At 59.6% G+C, this 24,392-nt stretch carries 27 protein-coding genes; 16 read left to right on the forward strand and 11 right to left on the reverse strand.

The window, feature by feature from the left end; all coding sequences use genetic code 11:
- Positions 1–65 precede the first annotated feature (65 nt).
- From G5193_RS17980 to G5193_RS17990, 3 genes are all read left to right on the forward strand, one after another.
- Positions 66–959 (forward strand): hypothetical protein, encoded by an 894-nt coding sequence (locus tag G5193_RS17980; protein WP_421206712.1) that lies wholly within the window; start codon positions 66–68, stop codon positions 957–959.
- Positions 960–1,026: 67 nt separating this feature from the next.
- A complete protein-coding gene (locus G5193_RS17985; RefSeq protein WP_421206714.1) occupies positions 1,027–1,818 on the forward strand; it encodes a substrate-binding periplasmic protein in 792 nt (263 codons plus the stop codon).
- A 111-nt stretch (positions 1,819–1,929) separates the two neighbouring features.
- On the forward strand, positions 1,930–2,814 hold the full coding sequence (locus tag G5193_RS17990) for a transporter substrate-binding domain-containing protein (protein WP_216952182.1): 885 nt from the start codon (positions 1,930–1,932) through the stop codon (positions 2,812–2,814).
- Here the strand turns inward: G5193_RS17990 and G5193_RS17995 are convergent.
- Positions 2,808–3,692, reverse strand: a complete 885-nt coding sequence (locus G5193_RS17995) for a LysR family transcriptional regulator (protein ID WP_216952181.1) — start codon at positions 3,690–3,692, stop codon at positions 2,808–2,810. The genes G5193_RS17990 and G5193_RS17995 overlap by 7 nt on opposite strands.
- Before the next feature lie 134 nt (positions 3,693–3,826).
- Here G5193_RS17995 and G5193_RS18000 point away from each other — a divergent pair, with 134 nt between their 5' ends.
- The 5 genes from G5193_RS18000 to dhaR all read left to right on the forward strand — a co-directional run bounded on the left by G5193_RS18000 (position 3,827) and on the right by dhaR (position 9,004).
- On the forward strand, positions 3,827–4,228 hold the full coding sequence (locus G5193_RS18000) for a CidA/LrgA family protein (RefSeq protein ID WP_041202734.1): 402 nt from the start codon (positions 3,827–3,829) through the stop codon (positions 4,226–4,228).
- On the forward strand, positions 4,221–4,910 hold the full coding sequence (locus G5193_RS18005) for an LrgB family protein (RefSeq protein WP_005357793.1): 690 nt from the start codon (positions 4,221–4,223) through the stop codon (positions 4,908–4,910). Before G5193_RS18000 ends, G5193_RS18005 begins: the two co-directional genes overlap by 8 nt.
- 74 nt (positions 4,911–4,984) lie before the next feature.
- Positions 4,985–5,881 carry a hypothetical protein gene (locus G5193_RS18010; RefSeq protein ID WP_421206716.1) on the forward strand — a complete coding sequence of 299 codons (897 nt, stop codon included), beginning with the start codon at positions 4,985–4,987 and terminating at the stop codon, positions 5,879–5,881.
- 250 nt (positions 5,882–6,131) lie between these two features.
- Positions 6,132–6,992 carry a patatin-like phospholipase family protein gene (locus G5193_RS18015; RefSeq protein WP_421206718.1) on the forward strand — a complete coding sequence of 287 codons (861 nt, stop codon included), beginning with the start codon at positions 6,132–6,134 and terminating at the stop codon, positions 6,990–6,992.
- A 110-nt stretch (positions 6,993–7,102) separates the two neighbouring features.
- Positions 7,103–9,004, forward strand: coding sequence for a dihydroxyacetone kinase operon transcriptional regulator DhaR (gene dhaR / locus G5193_RS18020; protein WP_335843643.1), 1,902 nt, complete (start codon positions 7,103–7,105; stop codon positions 9,002–9,004).
- A gap of 92 nt (positions 9,005–9,096) precedes the next feature.
- On the opposite strand, the gene G5193_RS18025 is transcribed toward dhaR, so the two are convergent.
- The 8 genes from G5193_RS18025 to G5193_RS18060 form a co-directional block, all read right to left on the reverse strand.
- A complete protein-coding gene (locus G5193_RS18025; protein WP_319919201.1) occupies positions 9,097–10,179 on the reverse strand; it encodes a glycerol dehydrogenase in 1,083 nt (360 codons plus the stop codon).
- A 131-nt stretch (positions 10,180–10,310) separates the two neighbouring features.
- Positions 10,311–11,027, reverse strand: coding sequence for a dihydroxyacetone kinase phosphoryl donor subunit DhaM (dhaM, locus tag G5193_RS18030; RefSeq protein ID WP_216952176.1), 717 nt, complete (start codon positions 11,025–11,027; stop codon positions 10,311–10,313).
- Position 11,028: 1 nt separating this feature from the next.
- Positions 11,029–11,658 carry a dihydroxyacetone kinase subunit DhaL gene (gene dhaL, locus G5193_RS18035; RefSeq protein ID WP_021231630.1) on the reverse strand — a complete coding sequence of 210 codons (630 nt, stop codon included), beginning with the start codon at positions 11,656–11,658 and terminating at the stop codon, positions 11,029–11,031.
- 9 nt (positions 11,659–11,667) lie between these two features.
- On the reverse strand, positions 11,668–12,738 hold the full coding sequence (gene dhaK, locus G5193_RS18040; RefSeq protein ID WP_005340163.1) for a dihydroxyacetone kinase subunit DhaK: 1,071 nt from the start codon (positions 12,736–12,738) through the stop codon (positions 11,668–11,670).
- Between the two features lie 238 nt (positions 12,739–12,976).
- The gene (locus G5193_RS18045) at positions 12,977–14,335 is read right to left on the reverse strand and encodes an NCS2 family permease (RefSeq protein WP_421206720.1); all 1,359 of its coding nucleotides are present in this window, start codon (positions 14,333–14,335) and stop codon (positions 12,977–12,979) included.
- Positions 14,336–14,640: 305 nt separating this feature from the next.
- On the reverse strand, positions 14,641–14,853 hold the full coding sequence (cspE, locus tag G5193_RS18050) for a transcription antiterminator/RNA stability regulator CspE (protein ID WP_005316548.1): 213 nt from the start codon (positions 14,851–14,853) through the stop codon (positions 14,641–14,643).
- 597 nt (positions 14,854–15,450) lie between these two features.
- Positions 15,451–15,735, reverse strand: coding sequence for a DUF3811 domain-containing protein (gene yjbD / locus G5193_RS18055; protein WP_005340165.1), 285 nt, complete (start codon positions 15,733–15,735; stop codon positions 15,451–15,453).
- 146 nt (positions 15,736–15,881) lie between these two features.
- The gene (locus tag G5193_RS18060; RefSeq protein WP_421206721.1) at positions 15,882–16,784 is read right to left on the reverse strand and encodes a cation diffusion facilitator family transporter; all 903 of its coding nucleotides are present in this window, start codon (positions 16,782–16,784) and stop codon (positions 15,882–15,884) included.
- A 460-nt stretch (positions 16,785–17,244) separates the two neighbouring features.
- On the opposite strand from G5193_RS18060, the gene G5193_RS18065 reads away from it, so the two are divergent.
- A complete protein-coding gene (locus G5193_RS18065) occupies positions 17,245–17,370 on the forward strand; it encodes a hypothetical protein (RefSeq protein WP_019445191.1) in 126 nt (41 codons plus the stop codon).
- 72 nt (positions 17,371–17,442) lie between these two features.
- Here G5193_RS18065 and G5193_RS18070 read toward each other — a convergent pair whose 3' ends face one another.
- On the reverse strand, positions 17,443–18,186 hold the full coding sequence (locus G5193_RS18070) for a substrate-binding periplasmic protein (protein WP_421206735.1): 744 nt from the start codon (positions 18,184–18,186) through the stop codon (positions 17,443–17,445).
- A 149-nt stretch (positions 18,187–18,335) separates the two neighbouring features.
- Entirely contained in the window at positions 18,336–18,914 is a 579-nt protein-coding gene (locus tag G5193_RS18075) for a single-stranded DNA-binding protein (protein WP_204480312.1), read from the reverse strand.
- A gap of 426 nt (positions 18,915–19,340) precedes the next feature.
- Here G5193_RS18075 and G5193_RS18080 point away from each other — a divergent pair, with 426 nt between their 5' ends.
- From G5193_RS18080 to G5193_RS18110, 7 genes are all read left to right on the forward strand, one after another.
- Positions 19,341–19,988: a LuxR C-terminal-related transcriptional regulator gene (locus G5193_RS18080; protein ID WP_158113813.1), complete on the forward strand. Its 648-nt coding sequence runs from the start codon at positions 19,341–19,343 to the stop codon at positions 19,986–19,988.
- Positions 19,988–20,431 (forward strand): curli production assembly/transport protein CsgE, encoded by a 444-nt coding sequence (locus G5193_RS18085; protein ID WP_201952785.1) that lies wholly within the window; start codon positions 19,988–19,990, stop codon positions 20,429–20,431. Before G5193_RS18080 ends, G5193_RS18085 begins: the two co-directional genes overlap by 1 nt.
- A gap of 11 nt (positions 20,432–20,442) precedes the next feature.
- The gene (locus tag G5193_RS18090) at positions 20,443–20,844 is read left to right on the forward strand and encodes a curli assembly protein CsgF (protein WP_270905357.1); all 402 of its coding nucleotides are present in this window, start codon (positions 20,443–20,445) and stop codon (positions 20,842–20,844) included.
- 7 nt (positions 20,845–20,851) lie between these two features.
- On the forward strand, positions 20,852–21,691 hold the full coding sequence (locus tag G5193_RS18095) for a CsgG/HfaB family protein (protein WP_005355003.1): 840 nt from the start codon (positions 20,852–20,854) through the stop codon (positions 21,689–21,691).
- Between the two features lie 186 nt (positions 21,692–21,877).
- Positions 21,878–22,399, forward strand: a complete 522-nt coding sequence (locus G5193_RS18100; RefSeq protein WP_201952781.1) for a curlin — start codon at positions 21,878–21,880, stop codon at positions 22,397–22,399.
- A gap of 34 nt (positions 22,400–22,433) precedes the next feature.
- Complete coding sequence (locus G5193_RS18105) at positions 22,434–23,885, forward strand: curlin (RefSeq protein WP_421206723.1); 1,452 nt, start codon at positions 22,434–22,436, stop codon at positions 23,883–23,885.
- Between the two features lie 110 nt (positions 23,886–23,995).
- Positions 23,996–24,310, forward strand: a complete 315-nt coding sequence (locus tag G5193_RS18110) for a hypothetical protein (RefSeq protein ID WP_421206725.1) — start codon at positions 23,996–23,998, stop codon at positions 24,308–24,310.
- Positions 24,311–24,392 lie beyond the last annotated feature (82 nt).

A 24,392-nucleotide genomic window follows, 5' to 3' on the forward strand; every position in this document is an offset into this window, starting at 1 on the left:
AGCCCTGTGCTCAACGGGGTGCGTGCCAGTCTATACTGGGTGAACCCCGTTGTATGAGTTCAGCCATGATGTACCGACTTCTGTTGCTTTGTCTCTGTTTATCCTTCCCCTCTGCCTTGCTGGCTGCCACCCGTTTTACCCTGCTCAGTCCTGAAAACAGTCAGGACATGCGGATGCGTTATTACCGTGAGGTGATGCAGCTGGCGCTAGAGAAAACTCGCTCCGAATATGGTGACTACGAGTTGCTGGACTCCCTGCCGATGAACAAGGCGCGGATGCGGATCGAGGTGCAGGAGCAGGGCAAAAACGCCCTCTTTATTCTCGACAGCTGGCCTTATCAGGGGGAGGCGGTGGCGGATCAGGTGGCATTGATCCCGTTCCCGATCGATATGGGGATCCTCGGCTATCGGGTCTGTTTTGTCGGCTCGGATCGTGCTGCCGAGCTGGCGCGGGTGAACACCCTGGATCAGTTGCGCCACTTCACTCAAGGGGTGGGCACCGGCTGGCAGGATGCGGTGATCCTGCGCAACGGCGGGCTGACGGTACATGAGGTGGATAACTACGAGTCGCTGTTTCGTATGGTGGCACGAGGGCGCATCGATCTCTTCTGTCGTGGGGCCAACGAGATCCTGCCGGAGTGGCAATCTCATCGGGGCAAGGTGGCCGGTTTGACGGTCGATCGCCATCTGGCCCTTTTCTATCCGCTGATCCACGTGTTCTACAGCAATGCCCGCTACGTTCAGGAGCGCGAGCGCCTTGAGCGCGGTCTGCAACTGGCCTGGCAGGATGGTTCGCTCAAACGGCTCTGGCGCCATCACTTCCAACCCTCGCTGGTGTTTGCCAATCTGGGGGCTCGCCAGATTGTCCGGCTCGGCAATCCGCAGTTACCCAAGGACGGTTTTGACTATCGCCCCTACCTTTACAACCCGCTGACGGATGATTTCGGTTCACAACCCTGAGCCGGGTTATCAGGTGCGCAGCTCTGATAGAGTAAGGGAGAGATCATTGCCGCAAAGGAGATGGCCCATGCACGCATCTGCCCGCTCCCTGCTCTTCATCGCGTTGCTGCTGCCTGCCACCGGCGGTGCAGCCCCGGTCTTTACGCTGCGTACCTGCCTCGAAAACAGTGACTCCTACCCCTGGCTGCTGCAATCGGGGGAGGGGATTGTCCAGTATCACCTAAAGGCGGTTGCTACCGCCCTCAATGCCGAGATCGTGCTGACGCCGCTGCCGTGGAAGCGCTGCCTCTCTCGGGTGAGCAGTGGCCAGATGGATGCGGCCATCAAGATGAGTTACAGCGTCGAGCGGGCGACCAGGGTGGGGGTCTATCCCATGCGTGAGGGCAAACCCGACCCCGCCAAGCGGCTGCTGACCGAGAGCTACAGCCTCTACCAGCTAAAGGGGGGCAAGAGCCAGTGGGATGGCACCACCCTCAGGATCAAGGGCATGGTGGCGGCCCAGTCGGGATTCTCCATCGTCGACTGGTTGCAGGCTGCGGGAGCCGAGGTGGATGACTCCAGCCGTGACCCGCTGATCATGTTGAAAAAGCTGGTGATGGATCGGGCGCAGGCGGCCGCCATCCAGACCGAGGTGGCCGACAGCATTCTGGCGGCCCATCCCGCGTTGCAGGCCCGTATCGAGCGGCTGTCGCCGGTACTGGTGGAGAAGCCCTACTATCTGGTCTTCTCTCACCGCTTCTATCAGGCCCATCCCCGACAAAGCCGGCAGGCGTGGGATGCCATCGAGCAGGTGCGCGACTCTGCTGCCTATCAGCGTTATGCCACATCGCTCAGAAGCACACCTCCGGTGGGGGAGTAGGCTGATGGATGCGACTGGCCGAAAAGTGGAGGAGAGCGTGGGGTGGTGGCAGGGCCGAGCGGCCAAGCTAGGGGCTACACTGAAAGAACCCCTTCAGCCAAGGCGCGGTTTATGTCACCCCTGCATCTGCTGGCTGCCGCTCTGCTCTGCATGTTGTCGCTGACCGGACAGGCGGCCACCCGGTTTACCTATATCAGCCCGGAGAGCGAGCGGGATCCGCGTACCACCTATGATCGGGAGCTGCTGCGGCTCGCCCTCGACAAGACCCGCGACCAGTTTGGCGACTATCTGTTGGAGCCTGCGCCGCCCATGACCAAGGCGCGCGAGCGGGTCAGCATGCAGCTCGACAACTATCCCAACCTCTTTGTAATGGACAGCTACAGCAGCACCCGCGAGGATCTGGGGCTCGCCTATGTCCGTTTTCCCATCCATCTGGGGATCGTCAGCTACCGCATCTGTTTTGTCAGCCCGCAGCAAAAGGGGGCGGTGAGCAAAGTGACCGACCTCAAGGGGCTGCGCCAGTTCACCTTCGGTCAGGGCAAGGGGTGGCTGGATGTGGATATCCTGCGTTACGCCGGGATGGAGGTGGTGGAAGTGGAGGGGTACGAAAAGCTGTTCAAAATGGTGGCGCGGGGCCGCTTCGATCTCTTCTGCCGCGGGGTGAGCGAGCTGCGCAGCGAGCAGCTGACCCACAAGGAGATGACGGACCTGCTGGTGGATGATGCATTGTTGATCTACTACCCGCTGCCCCGGGTTTTCTACACCAATCCCAACAATCGCGAGGCGCTGCAGCGGGTCGAGCGGGGGTTGCAGCTGGCGTGGCAGGATGGCTCGCTACAGGCGCTGTGGCGCAAGAGCTTTGGCCCGGCCATCGCCTTTGCCAAGCTCTCCCAGCGCCGACTGCTGCGACTGGATAACCCCTTCCTCGACGGGATCAGCTTCGATTTCCGCCCCTACTTCTACAATCCGCAGACCGATCGCTTCGGCGATTACTGAGGTGCCTGCCGCTGGCGGCAGAGGGCCAACCAGGCCTCGGCGGTGCGGGAGAGATAGCGCTCGCTCGGCCAGATCACCCCGAGTCGCCAGCTCAATTCGGGCTCCAGCGGCCGCAGCACCAGACCATCCGGGGTCAGCCGGTGGCAGACCGGCTCCGGCAAGAAGGCGACCCCCATGCCGCTGCGTACCATGGCGGTGAGAAAATCCCACTGGCTGCTGCGCGCCGCCACCTGCGGCACAAAGCCCGCCTCCTGACATGCCTGCTCCAGCCGCTCGCTCAGGGTAAACGCCTGGGTATAGAGCAGGAAGGGCTCCTCCTGCAGGGACTCCAGCCGCAGCGGCGTCTCGCCATGCCAGCGGGGTTGATCAGGTAGCACGACCCGGATCGGGTATTGATCCAGCTCCAGCGCGCTGAGGGCGCCCCCCTCTTTGGTCGGCAGCATGGTGATGGCGAGATCCAGCTCCCCCTCCAGCACTGCCTGTTCGATGCGGCGACCGCCGTACTCCACCAGGGTTAGCTCCACCTTGGGATAGCGGGTGCGGTAGGCGCGGATCAGATCCGCATAGACGTGACCCACCATGGGGGGAATGCCGAGGGTGAGGCGACCGTGTTGCAGGCTCTGCAGATCCGCCAGTTCGGCCTCCAGCTGCTGCATCTCCGCCAATATGGTCTGGGCCCGGTTGAACAGCACCTGGCCGCTGTCGGTCAGGGTGAAGCGGCGCCCTTCCCGGTTGAGCAGGGGTTGGCCCAGCTCCTCTTCGATATTGCGGATCATCTTGCTGATGGTGGGCTGGGTGACGAACAGCTTTTCAGAGGCGCGGGTGAAGCTTTTTTCCCGCACCAGTTCGACAAAATAGCGCAGGGCGCGAATATCCATGGACTCTCTCGACTCGTGTTGGCGGGTACGGGATGAAGTATGCCTATGCGGCATGAATTCGATAATTTTAATTCATTTCTAGCAGGTTTTGCTCAACTCTATACTGTGAGCCGGTTCACAGAAAGACGATGATCATGAAAGCCCTCTGCTTGCGCTGGTTACAGACTCCCTTCCAGATTGTGTTGCTGGCAGCCATCTGGCTGCTGGCCGATACCGCGGTGCGTACCCTCCATCTGCCGCTGCCCGCCAACCTCACCGGCATGCTGTTGCTGCTGGCCTGCATCCTGCTCGGGGTGGTTAAGGCCGAGTGGTTCAGCGCGGGGGCTCGCTGGCTGCTGGCCGAGATGCTGCTCTTCTTCGTGCCCGCCGTGGTGGCGGTGGTCAACTATCAGGAGCTGCTGCTGCAAGAGGGGTGGCGCATCATGGTGGTGCTGTTGGTGAGCACCACGCTGGTGCTCGGTACTACCGCGCTGGTGGTGGACCGGGTCTACCGCCTCGAACTGAAACTGGCCCGCCGGAGTCGCCGTCATGTCTGATACCCTGCTCGGGCTGATCTGTTTCGCCCTCACCCTGATCTTCTACTACGCCAGCAAATGGCTCTATGGTAAAAAGCGCATTCTGCCGCTGATGCCGCTGCTGCTGGCGCCGACCCTGCTGGTGGCCGTGGTGCTGCTGTTCCACATCCCCTATCAGGATTACATGGCGGAATCCCACTGGCTGCTCTGGCTACTGGGCCCGGCGACCGTCGCCTTCGCGGTGCCGGTCTACGAGAACCGCCAGCTCATTCGTCGCCACTGGTTGTCGCTGTCGGTAGGGGTGGTCGCCTCGGTCATCATGGCGGTGGGGAGTACCGTGCTGCTGGCCCGCTGGCTGGATCTCTCCGACATGCTGCAGCGCAGTCTGGCGATGCGCTCCATCACTACGCCGTTTGCGGTGGAGGCGACCCGCGCCATCGGCGGTCAGAGCGACCTCACCGCGCTGTTTGTGGTGCTGACCGGCGTCATCGGTATGGCGGTGGGGGAGAGTGTGCTCACCGTGCTGGCCATTCGCAGCCGTCTCGGCAAGGGGGCGGGGTTTGGCGCCTCGGCCCACGGCGCCGGCACCGCCAGGGCCTATCAGATGGGCAACGAAGAGGGCGTGGTCTCCAGTATGGTGATGATGATTGCCGGTATGGTGACCGTGCTGCTGGCGCCCCTGCTGGGCCGGATGTTCTGGTAGGCCGGGCTTCCCTTTAGAAGGCGGCTCATCCCGGCACTACACTCTAGTGAGCGTGTATTTCCGGGATGAGCAGTATGACCTTTCATCGCCTCGCTTCCTGCTTGCTGTTGTGCAGCCTCTCTCTCCTTGCCAGTCCCCTACGGGCGAGCGACGTCATCACTCATATCAGCCCCGAGAGCGATCGGGACTTGCGTACCCTCTATTTTTGCGATCTGTTGCAACTTGCGCTGGAGAAGACCCGCGACAGCTTCGGTGACTACGAGCTGCGGGCGGCGCCGCCGATGAACCGGATCCGGCTGCGACAGGTGCTGCAAACCAATCTCTATCCCAATCTGTTTGCCGTCGATACGCCACAGCCCGCTAGCGGCGAGGCCCTCGACTATGTCCGCTTCCCGGTGGAGCTCGGCATCCTCGGCTATCGCATCTGCTTTGTCAGTCCGCAGCAAGCGAAGACGATTGCCAGCGTGACCCGCTTCGATCAGCTCAAGCAGTACCAGAACGTGCAGGAGCGTGGTTGGCAGGATGTTGCCATTCTGCGGGCGGCCGGTTTGCAAGTGCAGGAGGTGGACGGCTACGAGCGGCTGTTCAAGCTGGTGGCACGTGGGCGGGCCGACCTCTTTTGCCGCGGCGCCAACGAGCTCTTCGCCGAGCTGGAGCAGCACCGTGATGTGGCCGGCCTCATCGTGGAGCAGCGTATCGCCTTGCACTACCCCTTCCTCCATCTCTTCTACACCTTCAAGGGGAATCAGGCGGGGATCCGGCGCATTCAGACCGGGCTCAAACTGGCGTGGCAGGATGGTTCGCTGCAGCGGCTCTGGCTGCACCACTTCAAACCCTCCCTTGAGCGGGCCAGGCTCCACGAGCGCAAGCTGTTCGAGCTGCCCAACCCCCTGCTCAAGGGGATCGACTTTGATTACGACGCCTATCACTACGATCCGGTGACGGGGCGTTTCGGCCCCGGTTTGCCCTGAGTGAGTTGAGCGCACGGCCAGCCCTGCGGCTGGCCTTTTTACAGTAAAAGTTATGCCTAAATGGAATGTTTTTTATTATTTAAATTCATTTTTTGCAGGTTTGTTCGCTGCATATACTGGTAGTCGCTTGACGGTATCGGCGCACTCCAGTTGTCCTATCCGTCCAGCAGGCGTCTTGGTGCCCAGCATGAAGGCGTCCATCACCGATCGGGGTATGCCCCGAATTTTTTACCGCTGACGGAGCCTTCACATGTTCTCTTCTGCTACCAGCGCACTCATTGTCGAAGGGGGCGCCATGCGCGGCATCTTCGCCAGCGGCGTGCTAGATGCCTTCGTGGAAAGTCACCACTACCCGTTCGATTTCGTCATGGGGGTCTCGGCCGGCGCGACCAATCTGGTCTCTTACCTGAGCGAGCAGCAGCGCCGCAGCCATCACATCATCACCGAACTGGCTTGCAGCAGCGACTTTCTCGACCCGCTGCGCTTCGTCAAGGGGGGTGATTTGGTGGATGTCAGCTGGCTCTGGCGTACTAGCCGCTACCGCTTTCCCCTCGACCTGGACACTTTCTCCGCCTGTCGTATTCCCTTCTATGCGGTGACCACCGAGGTGGCGACTGGCGCGGCTGTCTACCTGCCTGTGTACCCCGACAATATGGATGAAGTGCTGACAGCTACCTGCGCCCTGCCGGTGGTGCAGCACGAGACCCCCTGTGTCGATGGCCGTCTCATGGCGGATGGCGGTATCAGTGACTCAATCCCGGTGATCGAGGCTTATCGGCGCGGGGCGCGGCGGATGACGGTGGTGCTCTCTGAACCCCGCGGCTATCGCAAGAAACCGGCCCGTTTCTGCTGGATGGTCAAAGCCTTGCTGAAAACTCAACCAGCGCTGGCGCAGGCGATGCTGGTACGGGATGTGGCCTATAACCGGGCTCTCGATTTTATTGAGACGCCACCCGCCGATTGCGAGATCGAGGTGATCGCACCACCGGCCGGTTTTCCGGTCTCCCGTTTTACCCGAGATCCATCCAAGCTGGAGTCCGGTTATCTGCAGGGCTACTGGCAGGGGCGCCAGAGCGTGCTGCGGGCAGTCAGGAGTGTACGTGCCGCTTAGCGGCAACCTGGTGTCTTTAAACGTTGCCACCCTCTGAGGCAGGTCACTGAATCGGGGGCGCTGGCGTGGTTAAATGGTCGGCTCACATCTTGCCGGATATTGCTGTGACCATGCCATCTGACCTTCAGCCGCTGCTCGCCTGGCCTGACTATCTGCAGGCATCCTGGCTGCGCTGCGCCCACCAGACCAGTGCCACCCTCTGGCATCCGCCCCACAGCGCCAAGGGGCAGACCTTGCAGAGCCTGCGCCAGCGCAAGCGGGATCTGCTCACCACCGGCGAGATGGCCCTCGAGGATCTCTACGAATTTATGGAGGGGCGCCCCTGCGCCCTGCTGCTCACCGACGAGAGTGGCTGCCTGCTGGCCCAAACCGGCCACCCGGATACCCTGCGCGAGCTGGCGGCGCTGGGGTTTGGCCCCGGCGCCTTTTTCAGCGAGGGGCGCATCGGCACCAATGCCATCAATCTGGCGGCGCTGGAGGGCGTGCCGCTCTGTGTCAGCGGCCCCCAGCACTTCAACCAGACCCTCCACCCGTGGCACAGCTGCGCCAGCCCGGTCTACAACAGCAATGGTCGTCAGGTCGCCATCATCGCCCTGATCTGCAAGGTGGAGGAGGCGAGCGCCGGCGATCTGGCGCTCACCGTCAGCGCCGGGCGCGAGCTGGCCCATCTGCTGCAGATGGAGACCCTGATGCAGGAGTCCCAGCACCACCTGAGCGAACTTTACGCCCTGCTCGACGGCATGGATGACGGCGTGCTGGCCTGGGATCCGCAGGGGCGGCTGCGCTACCTCAACGCGCTGGCAGCCCACCGGCTGCGGCTCGATCCCGCACTCTGTCTCGGCCAGCCGCTGGAGCAGCACCTGTTGTTGCCCCAGCGGTTGCAGCTGGCCATCAGGGGGCAAACGCCACTGAGTCATGTGGAGGTGACGCTGGAGCGGCTCGGCGCGCAGGAGGGGGAGTTTATCAATGCGCTGGTGAGCCTCAAGCCGCTGCCGGGGCCGGAAGGGGTCAGCTTTATCGCCCTGCTGCACCCGGTCGATCGGCTGCGGGCCATTCATCAGCTGCGCCAGACGGTGCCCGAGCTGTCGGCGCTGGTGGGGGAGTCGAGCGCCATGCGCAAGCTGCTGCGCTACGCCCGGCAGGCGGCCCAGAGTCAGGGGCCGATCCTGCTGCGCGGCGAGGAGGAGGTGGGCAAGGCCCAGCTGGCGGAGGCGATCCACTTTGGCAGCGAACGGGCCGCCGGGCCGCTTATTACCCTCAACTGCAAGGCGCTGCCGAGCGAGCGGATGGCGCTGGAGCTGATGGGTTCCGACGAGGCGGGGCAGGAGCGGGCGGGCAAGTTCGAGCTGGCCCACGGCGGCACTTTGGTACTGGAGCAGGTGGAGTGCCTCTCTGCCCCCATGCAGGCGGCGCTGCTGCAACTGCTCAAGACCGGTCGCATCCAGCGCTTCGATTCGGCCCGCATCCTGCCGCTCAAGGTGCGGATCATCGCCACCAGCAGCGCCCCGCTGGAGCAGCTGGTGCAGGAGGGGTTGTTTGGCCGCCAGCTGCTCTATGCCTTGCAGGCGTGCGAGCTGTGGCTGCCGGGATTGCGGGAGCGCGCGGCCGATCTGCCGGGCCTGATCAGCCAGCAGTTGGCAGCGCAGGGGCGCGAGCCGGTGCGCCAGTTCAGTCCGGCGGCCCTCGATTGTCTGCTCGCCTATCCCTGGCCCGGCAATCTGGGGGAGCTGCGCAGCGCCGTCGAGCATGCGCTGCTTCATGCCGGTCAGGGGCCGATCCCGCCCGAGGCGCTGCCCGCCGCCATTCGGCACGGCTATCAACGGGTGGCCGACGAGGTGGTGGGGCAACCGCTGCTCACTCTGGCGGAGCTGGAGCGGCAAGCCATTTTGCGCTGCGCTCACGCCTGCAAGGGGCAGGTGAGCCAGATGGCCCAGCATTTGGGTATCAGCCGCACCACCTTGTGGCGACGACTCAAGCTGCTCGAGATCGATCCTGCTGACTATCACGGCTGATGGTTATTGAGGTCGTTGCGAATCGGCCCGCCATATAAAACGGCCCCGCAGTTGCGGGGCCGTTTTATATGGCGGGGTCAGTGGTGGCGCTGCTACAGCCCCAACTGGTGGGCGGTGACGATGGCCGCCAGCACATCCTCGGCGGTGACCTTGAACGGCATGTTGTGGATGGTCTCCCCTTCGGCGGTGGAGGCTTTGGCCACCTCCATCAGGCTCGCCATATCCAGCTCCTTGACTCCCATCATATGCAGGTTGGTCGGTAGGCCAACCGAGCGGCAGAAGCCCAGCACGGTTTCGATCTCCGCCATCGGCGCGTTCTCCAGCACCAGTTGCACCAGGGTACCGAACGCCACTTTTTCACCGTGATAGAGGTGGTGACACTCGGCGAGCTGGGTCAGACCGTTGTGGATGGCGTGAGCGGCGGCCAGTCCGCTGCTCTCGAAGCCGATTCCGCTCAGGTAGGTGTTGGCCTCGATGATATTCTCCACCGCCTTGGTGCATAGCCCCTGCTCTACCGCCAGCTTGGCCTTGTAACCATCGGCCAGCAGAGTCTTGTAGCAGAGCTCGGCAATGGCCTGCGCCGCCAGGGTGGAGGCGCCACCGGCCATGGTCTGGCAACCTGACACCTTGTTGGCCCGCGCCTCGAAGTAGGTGGAGAGCGCATCACCCATGCCGGAGACCAACAGCCGTACCGGGGCGCGGGAGACCACGCCGGTATCCATGATGACCATGTTGGGGTTGGTCGGGATCATCAGGTATTCGCTGAACTGCCCCTCCGGGGTGTAGATGACCGCCAGCGCGCTGGTGGGGGCATCGGTGGAGGCGATGGTGGGTACTATGACCACCGGCACCTTCTGGTAGAAGGCGACCGACTTGGCGGTATCCAGCGTTTTGCCGCCGCCGATGCCGATGATGACGTCAAACGGGGTCTGCTGGCAGCGGGCCAGCAGGCGGTCGATCTCGGGGCGGGAGCACTCGCCGTTGAAGCAGTCGAACTCCGGCTTGATACCGGCGCCGTGGAAGCTGGTGGCTACGGTATCGCCCACCAGCTTGGTGACGAAGGCGTCGGCCAGAATAAGCGGCTTGCTGCCGAGCGCCTTGACGTAGTTGCCGATATTGGCGAGGGCCCCGTTGCCTTGCACGTATTTGCTGGGGCTGATGATAATGCGGTCCATATTTTATCCCTCTCTCTTTATGAATTAAGAATCGGGGCGAAGGGGCGGCTGTGCCGGGGACTCCTTCGTCTTGAATGAAGCTGCACAGGCTCAGCGAGCGAGTGCAGCCCTTGAAACAGTGGCGTGCGGCGTCAGTCGCCGAAACGCTCGTCGGCCAGCTGCTGGAAGCAGGTCAATGCTGCGGTGGCATCCTCGCCGCGCGCCAGCAGGGTGAGCGCATCGCCCTGACGCACGTTGAGCATGGCGAGCCGGGTCAGGCTGCGGGGATTGGCCTCTTTATCCCCCTTTTGCAGCTTGAGTTCGGCGGCAAAGGGCTTGAGGGCGGCCACCAGTCGGGCGGCGGGGCGCACATGCAGGCCGTGGGGGTTATCCACCACCACCTCGCAGCGCAGCCAGCCGTCGTCGACAACGGGGGCTGTCTCGGTGGCGGCCTGCGCCGCGCTGGCAGGCAGCATCGCCTGTTTCGGGCCCAGCGCGCCGATCGCCTCGGCGGCCACCTCATCCAGCGTCAGGCCGGAACCGGCCGCCACCATGGCGGCCAGGGTACCCTCGACCAGCGGGGCGGGGCAGAGTCGCACCCTCGCGCTCAGCTCCGGGGGCAGCAGTTCGAGGGCGGTCTCGGCGCTGAGCAGGGCGCTGCCCAAGTCCATCAGCACCAGCACGCCGCTGCCGTCGTCCGCTTCTTCAATCGCACTCATCACCGCGATGGCATCGGTACCGATGGGGTGGTCGGGGTCATCGACCCCGGCCGCCAGCAGCAATCGGGCCGGGCTGCCGAGCTGGTCGGCCAGCGCTTTCAAACCGGCCGCCAGCATGGCGCTGTGAGAGACAACTACGATTCCGATCATGTCACAACCTCGCTCTGTCACGCAGGGCGGTCAGCAGCAGCAGGGTCGAGGTGGCCCCAGCATCCTGATGGCCGATGCTGCGCTCGCCAAGATAGCTGGCGCGCCCCTTGCGGGCCTGCATCTGGATGGTCGCCTCGGTACCGGCCGCGGCGGCTGCCACCGCTTTATCCAGTGCTTCGTTGAGCGGCAGCTCTTGCTGCTGCGCCTGTTGCAGGGCGGCCAGTGCCGGCCACCAGGCGTCGCACATGGTCTTGTCGCCCGGCTCGGCACGGCCGCGGGAGACGATCCCCTCGACCCCGTCGCTCAGCATTTTGCACAGCTGACTGAGGCTCAGGCTCTGGCAGGCGTCACTGCTGGCCGCCGCCCGGATGAAGAAGGTGCCGTAGAGCGGGCCGCTGGCACCGCCGACCGAGGAGAGCAGGGTCATGCCGGTGGTTTTCAGTACCTGCCCGATATCCTTGTCCGCCACTGCTGGCAGCTTCTCGGCCACCTTGGCGAAGCCGCGCTGCATGTTGAGGCCGTGGTCGCCGTCGCCGATGTCGGTATCCAGCGCGGTGAGGTAGTCACGCTGCTCGGTGAAGATATGCTCGCAGTCGAGCAGCCAGTTGACGATGTGATGCTTGCTTAACATGGGTTCTCCTTAGCAGCCGCGACGCAGGGCGGGGGTGTGAACGGGGGCATCCCACAGGGTCATCAGTTCATCATCCACCTTGAGCAATGTGATGGAGATGCCGGTCATGTCGAGCGAGGTGCAGTAGGGGCCAATCAGGTTGCGCACCAGATGGATGCCCGCCTCCTCGCACAGGGTGGCAAGGCGACCATAGACGCCATAGAGCTCGGAGATGGGGGTGCCGCCGAGGCTGTTAACCAGCGCGATAACCCGATCGCCCTTGTTGAGTGGTTCAATAAAGGTGTGCTCTTCCTGCCAGCTGCCGCTGGTGCGATCCCAGTGGCGCAGGGTACGGCCGTAGGGAGTGTTGTCCGCCAGCTCGCTGAACATGTCGTCCACCAGGGTATTGAGGTCGGTGAAGGGGCGACGTTCGATGCCCGGTTCGCCGTGGATACCGACGCCGAACTCCAGCTCGTTGTCCGCCAGAGTGAAGGAGGGCTTGCCAGCGGCCGGCACGGTGCAGGCATGCATGGCCACGCCTATGGTGCGGCTCTGGTTGTTGATGCGGCGGGCCAGCGCCTCGCAGCGGGCAAGGTCATAGCCCGCCTCGGCTGCGGCACCGACCAGCTTCTCGCACAGCACGGTCGTGGCAACCCCACGGCGACCGGCGGTGTAGAGGCTGTCTTTGACCGCCACGTCGTCATCGATCAGGGCGAAGCCCACTTTTACGCCGTCGCCGTGCAGGAGCTCGACCGCGGTCTCGAAGTTGAGCACGTCACCGGTGTAGTTCTTCACCAGAAACAGCACGCCCGCGCCGCCATCAACGGCCTGACCGCACTCGTACATCTGATCCGGGGTCGGAGAGGTAAAGATCTCGCCGGGGCAGGCGCCATCCAGCATCCCTTTGCCCACCAGACCGCCGTGCATCGGCTCGTGGCCGCTGCCACCGCCGGAGACCAGCGCCACCTTACCCATCACGGGGGAGTCGGCGCGGGTGATGTAGTGGGGTTCGATACGTACCTTGAGCTCGGGGTGGGCGGCTGCCATCCCCATCAGTTGTTCACGGACCACAGCATCGACGGCATTGATCAGTTTCTTCATGGCTCACTCCTTGGCTTGCCACCGCACGGGTGGGCAAATGGTTGATGGAGCCAGTCTAACGACAGAAAAAGGGATAAAAATGACGGGTGATTTGGTTCGGATTTGAAACAGCAGAAGGGGGCTCGGTGTTTCAATCTGAAACGGCGCAGGGCTGGCGGGCGGGAAACTGTTAGCTGACTCACAGCCATGAAAAAGGGCCCCGCAGGGCCCTTCGCTACAACCGGAATATGCGGGCGGGTTAGATGGCCCAGCCACCGGCATAGAAGACCACCAGCGCCAGGGCGATGATGACGGTGCCGACGTTCAGCTTCTTCCACTCGGCAGCGAAGATGCGGCCAACGACCAGCGCCACGAAGCCCAGCATGATGCCGGTCACGATGTTGCAGGTGAGCACGATAAAGACGGCACACAGCATGCCGGAGAGCGCATCGACCGAGTCGCTGAAGTCCAGCTTGGTGACGTTGCCCAGCATCAGCAGACCGACATACATCAGCGCCGGTGCGGTGGCGTAAGCCGGTACCAGATAGCTCAGCGGGGAGAGGAAGATCATCAGCAGGAACAGCACGCCGACCAGTGCAGCGGTCAGACCGGTCTTGCCACCGGCCGCGGTGCCTGCGGCGGATTCGATGTAGACGGCCGCCGGAGCACCGCCAACGACGCCTGCCACCATGCTGCTGACGGAGTCGGCAGTCAGGGCCTTGCCGCCGCTGATGATGTGGCCACGCTCGTTGATAAGGCCAGCCTGACCGGCCACGGCACGGATGGTGCCGGTGGCGTCAAACACGGCGGTCATCACCAGCGCCAGCACGGTCGGAATGACCACCGGATTGAGGGCGCCCAGCAGATCCATGCTGCCCACCAGTGAGCCCTTCTCACCGGTCAGGCTCGGCATGGCGAAGAAGCCCTGCCAGGTCACTTTCGGGTCGAAGATAAGGCCGAGGATGGAGATGGCGATAATCACCATCAGGATGCCGCCCGGCACCTTGCGACGTTCCAGACCGAAGATGGCGGCCAGACCCAGCACCGTCATGATGACCGGGAAGGCGGTCACTTCACCCAGTTGTACCGGCAGGCCAGCTCCTTCGTTCTTGATCACCATGCCGACGCCGTTGGTGGCGATCAGCAGCAGGAACAGACCGATACCGATGCCGGTACCGTGAGCGATGCCGGAGGGGAGGTTATCCAGGATCCACTGGCGCACGCCGGTGACGCTGATCAGGGTAAACAGCACACCCATCAGGAAGATGGCGCCCAGCGCGACCGGAATGCTCAGTCCCTGACCCAGCACCAGACTGAAGGCGGTAAAGGCGGTGAGAGAGATGGCGCAACCGATAGCCATCGGCAGCTTGGCCCACAGCCCCATCAGCAGGGAGCCGAAGGCGGCGATCAAACAGATGGCCACAAACACCGGGCCCTGCTCAAAGCCGGCAGCACCCAGCATATTCGGCACCACTATGATGCTGTAGACCATCGCCAGGAAGGTGGTCAGCCCCGCGACCAGCTCCTGACGCACGCTGCTGCCGCGCGCAGAAATGGAAAAATAAGAGTCCAGAAAGCCGCCAGTCCCTGTTTGGGCGGCCATATCTTGCTTTGCCATAACTAATCCTGAAAGTGTGAAGGAAATCGTTTGCGTTGGTGGCGCGCAAAATAGCAAGAATTCGCGGCAAATACAGCGGATAACCTGACTTTTTCGTCACTATTTTACATTTTGAGTCCATTCGGAGCTCATTCTAAGACTCAAGCGGTGAGAGCGTGTAAGGGAGGGATCAAGCGGTCGGGGGAGGGGAGATCTGTGAGGAAAAAGCGGGGAAAAACAAAAAACCCGCCTAAGCGGGTTTTTTTAAATTCTTGCAGAGCTGTCAGCAGTTGGCATGAGCCATCAGCAGCATGCTCCGGCTTGAATTACAGACCAACTACGTTGGCAGCAGCCGGGCCTTTCTGGCCTTGCTCGATGGTGAACTCAACGCGCTGACCTTCGTCCAGGGTTTTGAAGCTGGTGGACTGGATAGCGGAGAAGTGTACGAACACGTCTTTGCTGCCGTCAGCCGGGGAGATGAAACCAAAACCTTTCTCAGCGTTGAAGAACTTAACGGTACCAGTCATTTTGTTAGACATAATAATTTCCTTAAATAGTGTTGAATGCCACCTAAATGGCAATTTTTGATTTTTCGTCAGCAATACGTATGGGGAGCACTAAAGAAGGAGAATTAATTGATAAGAATTATCCGAGGATAATTCTTATGCTAATCACTGCTTTACTAAAATGACTGCCTAACATAATCAGGTCTGAACTGCCGAACCATCGAGAAAGATTAAAACACGCTCTCATTTTTAAAGCAAACTTTATCTCGATATTAATGTTTTGTAACAGCCAAAAATATCATTTTTTATAGTAAACATGATGCATTTCAACGGCATAGAAAAATCAGTGCAGACTCATATCACCCTGTGGCAAGTCAGATTCGGCTTTTTTGTCCTGACTATGTAGCCAGTTCTGACAAAAAATATGAGAAAAAACTGAAAAAGGTGGCGATAGACCGGGGATTGTCAGTTGGCGTTCTCTCTAAGTCACAATGTAAATCACTTCTTTGCTGCTGCGATTAGCTTCTGGGCTGCAAATCAATGGCAGCGCCAAATCTGGCTCATCGAGCATCGCCCAGACATGCAAACGCCCGCAGGCACAAGTGCCAGCGGGCGTTTTGCAAGAAGGGATCAGCGCTTACTGCGAAACTTGTTGCTGACCGAATCAATCCAGCTGAAGGTTTCCGGCAGTACCTGGTTCTTGGCGCGCTCTTTGGCTTTCTCGCGAGCCAGCTTGGAGGCAGCCTTGGCTGCTTCGGCGCGGTCCGCCACAATTTTCAGGCGACCCTCTTCGCGGATCTTGTTCCGCTCTCCGTTGGTCAGCTGGTGGTCTGCATTGGCTTGTGCCTTTTGCAATAACAAGGCTATCTCGGCTTTTTCGGCCTCGGTCAGATCTTTCATTTCCAGCTTTTTCACGGCGCGCTCCTGCGGCAGGGTGGTTAGACACCCTAACACAGTTGTGCCGATCACTTCTTATGCAATCGGCTTTCCGGCAGTAAAAATGCGGGTTTGTGCCAATTTTCCGTTATTTCGCTGCCACTTTCCCGCCTGTTTGCCACATTTCAATTTATGGCGAGCGGTGAGGACAGCTCTTGCTCCTCCGGCTCGACGTGGATCAGCACGATGGCGTGGGGCAACTGCGCCATGATGGCGTGTTCGATGCGATCACAGATTTCGTGGGCTTCGCCGATGCTCATCTCCGGGGGCAGGGTGAGATGGAAGTCGATATGGCGACGACGACCGGCACGACGGCTGCGCAGATCGTGAAAACCGCTGGCGGCAGGGCAGCATTCGGTGATGATGCGGCTGGTCATCGCCAGCTCTTCCGGGCTCATGCTCTGGTCGATCAGCGGCTGGAAGGCCTCGTTGAGCATGCTGATCGCCTCTCTGACAATAAAGATGGCGACCGCAATGGCGACCAGCGGATCGAGGATGGCGAGTGAATGGTCGAACAGACCGGCCAGCCAGATCCCGCCAAGACCGACGGCGACACCGGCTGAAGTGAGCACATCCGCCTTGAGATGAAGCGCATCGGCAGCCAGCGCGACCGACTCCTCCTCTCGGGCCACCTTGTAGAGGTAGGCCGAGACACCGCTGTTGACCAGCGCCGAGATCACCATCACCAGCACGCCCCAGCCAATGCTTTCAATCGGGCTGGGGGTGATCAGCTTGTCGACGGCTTCGAAGATGATCCAGCCCGCGGCCAGCAAGATAAGCAGTGCTTCGATGACGCCGGAGACATTTTCAATCTTGTCGTGACCATAGGGGTGGCGTTCATCGGGCGGGAGATCGGACTTTTTCACCGCGAACAGGGCGATCAGGGCCGCCACCAGATCCATGGCGGAGTGGATCGCCTCCGAGATGATACTGACCGAGCCGCTGGCGAACCCGGCCACCATTTTCATGATGATCAGACTGATATTGGAGCAGACCGACACCATGGCGGCTCTGGTTTTTCTGTTCATGTACAGCTTCCTGAATAAAAACGGATATTTCGGTGCGGCGCGCATTATATCCGGCTGACCGGAAATAACCTATTCGGTGTTGTAACCTGATGTTTCCGATGGTATTGCGAATGCTTATTAAAATGGTGACCTCTTGCGTGGCAATAAATAATGAGAGGGATTTATATTTATCCGTGAAAATATCCAGGTAACGATAGCTTAATATAAGCGTGACAACATTTAATAATGCGAATTACTCTTTTTTGGTCTTTCCTGTCGAGGTCGTTTGGCCTCCCCGCTCAAGGGGCTGCGCGCGACATTTTTTGGACGAGAATGAGGCTGGATCCGGATGCCACTGGAGGGTATGCTGGGTCTGGTGATGGTCTTGCACCATCCCACCAAGCGTACTGAAGTTGATGATTCGGATGGCATGCTGGCTCCCATGAGGAACCAACTGTCTGGGTAACATTTTTGGAGTTTGATGATGAGTAACAAAGAACATCACAACGGCAAAGATGCCAAGAAAAAACCGCAGATGTCACTGAAAGAGAAACGCGAAGCCAAACGTCAGAAAGCAGAACTGAAAAACGGCAGCGCAATGAAGTAACGCACCCCTACTGCTGTTCCTTCGGAGCCAGTACAAAGCCAGCCCTTACCGGCTGGCTTTTATGTTTGTGGCTCACGGCGTGGCGCCGTAAGCCGCGAAAATCTGGTGATAACGACCATCCTGATGCATCGCCTCAAGGCGCTTATCAAACAGATTGCGGGCATCGGCCGTTCGGAAGGCAAAGTGATAGACGGTGGGCGGGAAGAGGTCTGCTTGCCTGACCTGATTGCGCTCGTAGTGCTCGCCTGCCTGGGCGGTGGCAATCAGCTGGTCGAGGTAGTAGTAGAACACCCGCTCCTCCAGTACGACGGCATCCACCCTGCCGCGCATCAGTTGGTGCACTTGTACCTGCTGCTTGGCTACCTCCTCATAGTGGGGATTCTGGTTGGCCATGGTGGCGAACGAGCCCCCCAGAATGGTTCTTGCCCGTTGAAAGGCGGTGACCCGTTTTGAATGCAGATCGTCCAAGGTACTGATGTGGGTGCTGCGCAGGGTGAAGATCCGGTTATGGAAGGTGATAACGGGCTGGGACAGAAAATGGGGATCAACCATACCGGGTCTGACGTTGATGATGGCATCCAGCTTTCCTGAATCGAACAGGCGGAAGGTACGCTCCAGTGGCAGAAATTCAAAGCTGGGCTCATAGCCGCTGCCAGCGAACGCCTCTTTCAGCAGATCCAGCTCGATGCCACTCTGATTACTTTCGATGACATAAGGGGGGATGGCAAAGCTGACCCCGACCTTGAGTGGCTTTGCCAGCAACTGACCGGGCAGCATGCTGGTCAGCAGGAACAATAAAGGGGTGAGCAGTTTCATTGCACTTTGCACAAAGCGCTCCTGTGGAGAATATCCATCACTGTAGGGGAAGCAACCATAAAGCGTTATATCCCTTTCGGGCTGAGTGGTTCAGCCTGAGTGCATAAAAAAAGACCCTGAGTTATCAGGGCCTTTTCAATATTCTGTTCTTAGAACGGGATATCGTCGTCGAAATCCATCGGTGGCTCGTTATATACCGGCGGCGCAGATTGCGGCTGCTGGGCAGGACGGCCATAACCGCCTTGCGGCTGCATGTTCTGCTGCGGAGCCGGTGCCGGGCGCTGCTGATTCATCGGCTGCTGCATGGCTTGCTGCGGTTGACCCCAGCCACCTTGTTGGCCACCCATGTTCTGGCCCATGCCCTGACCACCTTGCGGACGGCCACCCAGCATCTGCATGACGCCGGTGAAGCTGTCGACCAGCACTTCAGTGGTGTAGCGCTCCTGGCCACTCTGATCCTGCCACTTGCGGGTCTGTAGTTTGCCTTCCACATAGACCTGGGAGCCTTTCTTCAGGTACTCGCCAGCCACTTCGGCCAGCTTGCCCATGAAGACGACACGGTGCCATTCGGTGCGCTCTTTCTGCTCACCGGTCTGCTTGTCGCGCCAGGTTTCAGAGGTGGCCAGAGTAATGTTGGTCACAGCACCGCCACTCGGCATGTAGCGTACTTCCGGGTCTTGCCCGAGGTTACCGATCAGAATGACTTTATTGATGCCTCGACTGGCCATAATCTCTCTTCCACCTTATTTACCGGCCAGGTCGAAACCTGGTCCAACACGACTAGATACCTGATTAGTTGCTGTGTGCGGGGCGCAATGTCCCGCAGACGCATGTGACGGTCATAGTAACAGTTGCGAAGCGGATTGGCAGCATCCTTAACCGGCTTGATGTGCCAAAGGCAACTGTTGGCTCCTGCTGTAGTGATGGTCTGGTTGCAGCTGTTTCCGGCGCGTCCGGCATCACATTTCTGCCATATATTCCTGTTATGCTGGCCGATTGGCGAATTTGAATCGGTTTTTAAATCGACTAAAAACATATGGTTACGATATTTATGAGATCCATTCTCATACTTTTTTAATATTGTGCTCCCATACCTCCTTGGTAGACTCAGTCGGCCAGATTAGGTGGTTTACAGGTTCAAGGAAGAGCACACAATGAAAGCCGCATGCCCGATCGCACTGGTCACTGAAAATAATGTGCAGGCCAGCACATTTGCTGCATATCTCATCTCTCATTTGAGCCGTCCCGTCCAGCTAATCCACGAGATTAATCAGCTAGATAACCAGTGTGACGGCACGCTGTTTCTCATCGATCTCGACTATATCCGCTCCGGCCAGTCACTGGGCTGGAACCGGGCGATCTCTGAACGCTTTGGCATGGCGGCCACAGTGCTGCTCAATGCTCCCACTGCGACGGATCGCGACCTGCTGCTGATGTGGCCGCAGATCTGCGGTCTGTTTTTCCGTCAGGATCCGCTCGACCGACTGGTTGCCGGGTTGCAGAAAATCCTGTTGGGCGAGTACTGGATGCCGCGCCACCTGCTGTGCGAGCTGGTCGAATACTATCGCCAGGGCAATAGCTACCTGCTGCGTAACGACACCCTGCTGACAGCCAGAGAGCAGGAGATCATCCGTTATCTGATGACGGGCGCCTCCAATGTCGAGATCGCCGACAGCCTGTTTGTCAGCGAGCACACCGTCAAATCCCACCTCTATAACGTTTTTAAAAAGCTGAACGTGAAGAACCGGATCCAGGCGGTGAGCTGGGCCAAAGAGTATCTCGATGCTCCGGACTCCCACTGATGAAAGCGTTCTCTCTGGCGTGTTGCCTTGTGCTGCTCTGGGGCTTCACGACCGTTGTGGCGGCCGAGGCCGATGCTCCGCTGGAGTCGGTACAGCCGGAGCAGGAGAGTGATCGGCTGGATGTGGATGGTTTGGTGCTGGACCGCACTTTTACCCGCTTCGGTCAGGGCTTTTACAACGAATTTACCCGGTTGCGCAGTGATGAAGACCCGAATGCCAGAGAAAATCTGACGATTCATGAGCGCCCGACTGCTCGCTGGGGCAGCCTGATCTGGATCACCCATAACCGGAAGGTGATTTTTAAAACCGCGCTCTCTCCCGGCCGCAATCAGCAGGAGCAGAGCGCCAAACTGGCTTGGTCACAGGTCAGGCAGACCCTCGAACAGCAGAAGATCGCGACCCTGTTCATGGATACCTTCGATTTGGAACATGATGAACTATAAGGATATTTCTCATGCGTGCCCGGTTATTGCTAGTTGCAGCACTGATAGCGCCAGCGCTCCATGCGTCGGAGCTTGTCTATCGCCCCGTCAACCCCAGCTTTGGGGGTAACCCTCTCAACAGCAGTCATCTGCTTGGCACCGCCAATGCGCAGAATGATTACAAGGATCCCGCCAGTGGCAGCGGTAGCAGCGGTACCTCGGCGCTGGATCGCCTGACCTCCAACCTGCAATCCCGCTTGATCAGCCAGCTGCTGGCCGATATCGGCAAGGATGGCAGCCAGAGTGGCAGTCTGGTGACCGATGATTTTGCCATCAATGTGGTGGATGAAGATGGCACTCTGGTGGTTTCGATCACCGACCGGGTGACCAACCAGACCACCATGATCGAAGTGAATGGCCTGATTGCCGACTGAGGGCGCGATGAAACGACAACTGTTATTGATAGTGCCCCTGCTTGCGCTGGCTGGCTGTGCGACCCATATCGGCTCGCCCGTTGCCGATGAGAAGGCAACCCTGATGCCGCGATCCGTCTCTTACAAGGAGCTGATCAGTCTGCCCAAGCCAAAAGGGAAAATTGTCGCGGCCGTCTACGATTTTCGCGATCAGACCGGTCAGTATCTGCCAGCCCCGGCATCCAACTTCTCCACGGCGGTCACCCAGGGCGGGGTCGCCATGCTGAGCACGGCTTTGTGGGATTCCCAATGGTTTGTGCCGCTGGAGCGGGAGGGGCTGCAGAACCTGCTGACCGAACGCAAGATTGTGCGGGCGGCCCAGAACAAGCCCAACGTTCCCGGCAACAATGCCAATCAACTGCCCTCGCTGGTCGCCGCCAACATCCTGATCGAGGGGGGGATCGTCGCCTATGACAGCAATGTGCGCACCGGCGGGGCGGGGGCCAAGTATTTTGGCATCGGTGCCAGCGGGGAGTACCGGGTCGATCAGGTGACGGTCAATCTGCGAGCCGTCGATATCCGTTCAGGCCGGATCCTGAACAGTGTCACCACCTCCAAGACAGTGCTGTCGCAACAGGTGCAGGCAGGGGTATTCCGCTTCGTCGAGTACAAGCGCCTGCTGGAGGCCGAGGCCGGTTTCAGCACCAATGAGCCGGTACAGATGTGTGTCATGTCGGCTATCGAGTCCGGGGTGATCCGGCTGATTGCCAATGGCGTGCGGGACAATCTGTGGCAACTGGCCGACCAGCGGGATATCGACAATCCGATCCTGCAGGAGTACCTGCAAGACAACGCCCCGCTGCTTTGAGTTTTCCCGCTCTCGCAATGCCCTCCCTGGTGGAGGGCATTTTTTTGGCCTCTATCGAATACGACTTAAGACTTTCTGCTCAACGACAGGGCGGTGTTTTTCATCCTCGAATCAGCGGAGTGCCTGATAGGCCGCCTCTTGTCTGACAGGGATACTGTGGGCGTTTTCCAACAAGGCGATGGCGCGATGAAACATCTGTTGAGTGCTCTCTTTTTTCTGCTGATATCGGGCGCCCCGCAACTCGCTGCAGAGCCTGCCGTCTTTGATGAGCTGGCGATGGCAAGCGAGCTGGATTCCGGTTTGCAGAACGACGGGAATCAGGCGCTGTTGTGGCAACTCGGTAGCGAGCAGCAACTGCACCTCACCCAGCAAGGGGAGCTGAATCAGGCGCGCCTGCTGCAACAGGGTTGGGCCAATGAGTTGGCGCTCTCCCAGGTAGGAGATGAGAACTGGGTCAATGGTGCGCAACTGGGTGAGGGCAATAGCGCCGAACTCTATCAGGCGGGCATCAATAACCGGATTTGGCTGCTGCAACAAGGCAGCGGCAATGAAGCCTGGATCAGTCAGCAAGGGGCAGACAATCAGGCCCGGGCGATCCAGCTGGGTGATGGCAATCAGGCCAGCATCGAGCAGAACGGAATCGGATTAACGGCCACCGTCATCCAGATGGGGGCCAATCAGCAAGTAAATGTCGTTCAAACCAACTGAGCCTAGGCTCAACCATTAGCACGAGAGGGAAATCATGTTTAAACGTACCATCATTGCCTCGGCAGTTCTTCTGGCGACCAGCACCGCTTGGGCGGCATCTACTGGCAACCAGGCTACGGTGAACCAGGCCCAGAGCGGCAATATCGCCACCATTAACCAGGTGGTGGGAAGCGTCGATAACAAGGCTAACATCGATCAAGCTGGTAACAACAACACAGCTGTTACCACTCAAAAGAATACCGGCCAGTCAGATGCCGATACTCGGCAGGTAGGTGACAGTAACGAGGGTTACATCTTGCAACAAGGTGACACTAACCTCTCCAAAGCCTCCATCGATACAAAGGGGAACGACAACTTTGCTGATGTGATTCAGCAATTTGAGAATGGCGGTGCGGTTGCCGGGGTTGTGCAGGATGGGGATCGCAACGACGCCAAGATCAAGCAAGATAATGGTGACTTAGCTGACTCCAGGATCACTCAAATCTCGGATGGTAATCGGGCTGTCATTAATAACCAGATATCCGATTTCGCTCGGGCGAGTGTACAGCAGCTAGAAGGGGGGGCTCACCAGGCTGACGTGACCCAGACAGCGGCTGATGGAGCCAACGCCGAAGTGGTACAACGTGGAGAGAGCAATATCACCAAGGTGCTGCAGGCAACCGGTAACTATGACTATGCACCGGCGGAAGGAACATCTGCAGTGGTGACTCAGAGTGGTTCTTTGAACAATGCAGATGTCACTCAATACGATAGTGCCAACGTAGCGACTGTTGAGCAAAGTGGAACCCGCGGTGAAGTGGTGACTCTGCAGCAAGGGTCTGATGCCGGGAATGGCAACGGCCTGTTGGCCAAACAGTCTGGAACCGGGGAGTTTGCTGACCTGACACAGGATGGTAATCGCAACCGGATTGAGACCGACCAGCAAGGTACTGGCAATGATGCCTTGGTCAACCAGACAGGTGATGACAACAAGGCCGTGGTCAACCAGTTAGCCAGCAGTACCGATGGTGCGGTCACCATTGATCAGGTAGGTAATGACAACTATGCCAATGCAGTGCAACAAGCAGGCAGCGGCAATACCATCGATATCGACCAGAACGGAACTGGCAACCAGGTTGCCTCTGCTCGTGATGGTGAAGGCAAAGGCGCCTGGACCTGGGGCTCGGACAACGAGCTGGTCGTTGCTCAGAAAGGCACTGACAACTGGGCCTATGCCGATGCGTCTCACTCTGAGTCTGTGGTCAAAGTGACCCAGGATGGTGAGTTGAACAATGCCAAGGTTGAGTCCTACTTGGGTAGCGAGAACAAGCTCACCATGACCCAGAACGGCGCTGAGCACGAGGCCAATGTCTACGTCAATGCTGGGGTTGGTGGGGGGCGCAACACCGTTGATGTGGTGCAAAACGAAAGCTTTAATACTGCCAATGTGACCGTATTGGGCAGCGATAACCATGCCTATGTCTATCAAGGGGCTGGTAGCAACTGATGGTCATCTCCGGATTCAGGGGCCTGCGGGCCCCTCTTTTATTGGTGCTGCTCTGTGGGTTGATGCTGGTTCATCGCGTCGCTTCCCCAGCAAGCGCTAGGGGAAACGAGATGGAGCCCGATCCGTCGATCCGCTTGTCCCTCAATATTGCGCAGAACGAGCAGGGGCTGTCACTTGCGCCAACGCTGCTCAGCAAGCGCGACTTGACGGTGAGTGTCAGCTTGCTGGTGCATGGCGAAGGGGCGGCCGGGAGCACGACTCAGCGCCAGAGCCGTAATCTGTCGCTGCAGGCTGGAGTGGTCATGGCGGTTGGCAAAATAGGGCTGGGTTTGCGTTGTCCCTATCGGGTCGAGCTCACCGCTCTGATATGGCAAAACGAGCGGCTGCTGGTGGAGAAAAAAGAGCAGATGGCGTGCGCCGGATGATGCGCATTTCATCTCATGACTGTCTATTCATCCAGTAGTCTCTATGCCATACTGACTCGCTCAGGTTTCTGTATCGAGCGTG

The sequence above is a fragment of the Aeromonas sp. 601027 genome (genome assembly GCF_049174455.1).
Lineage (GTDB): Bacteria > Pseudomonadota > Gammaproteobacteria > Enterobacterales > Aeromonadaceae > Aeromonas > Aeromonas veronii_A.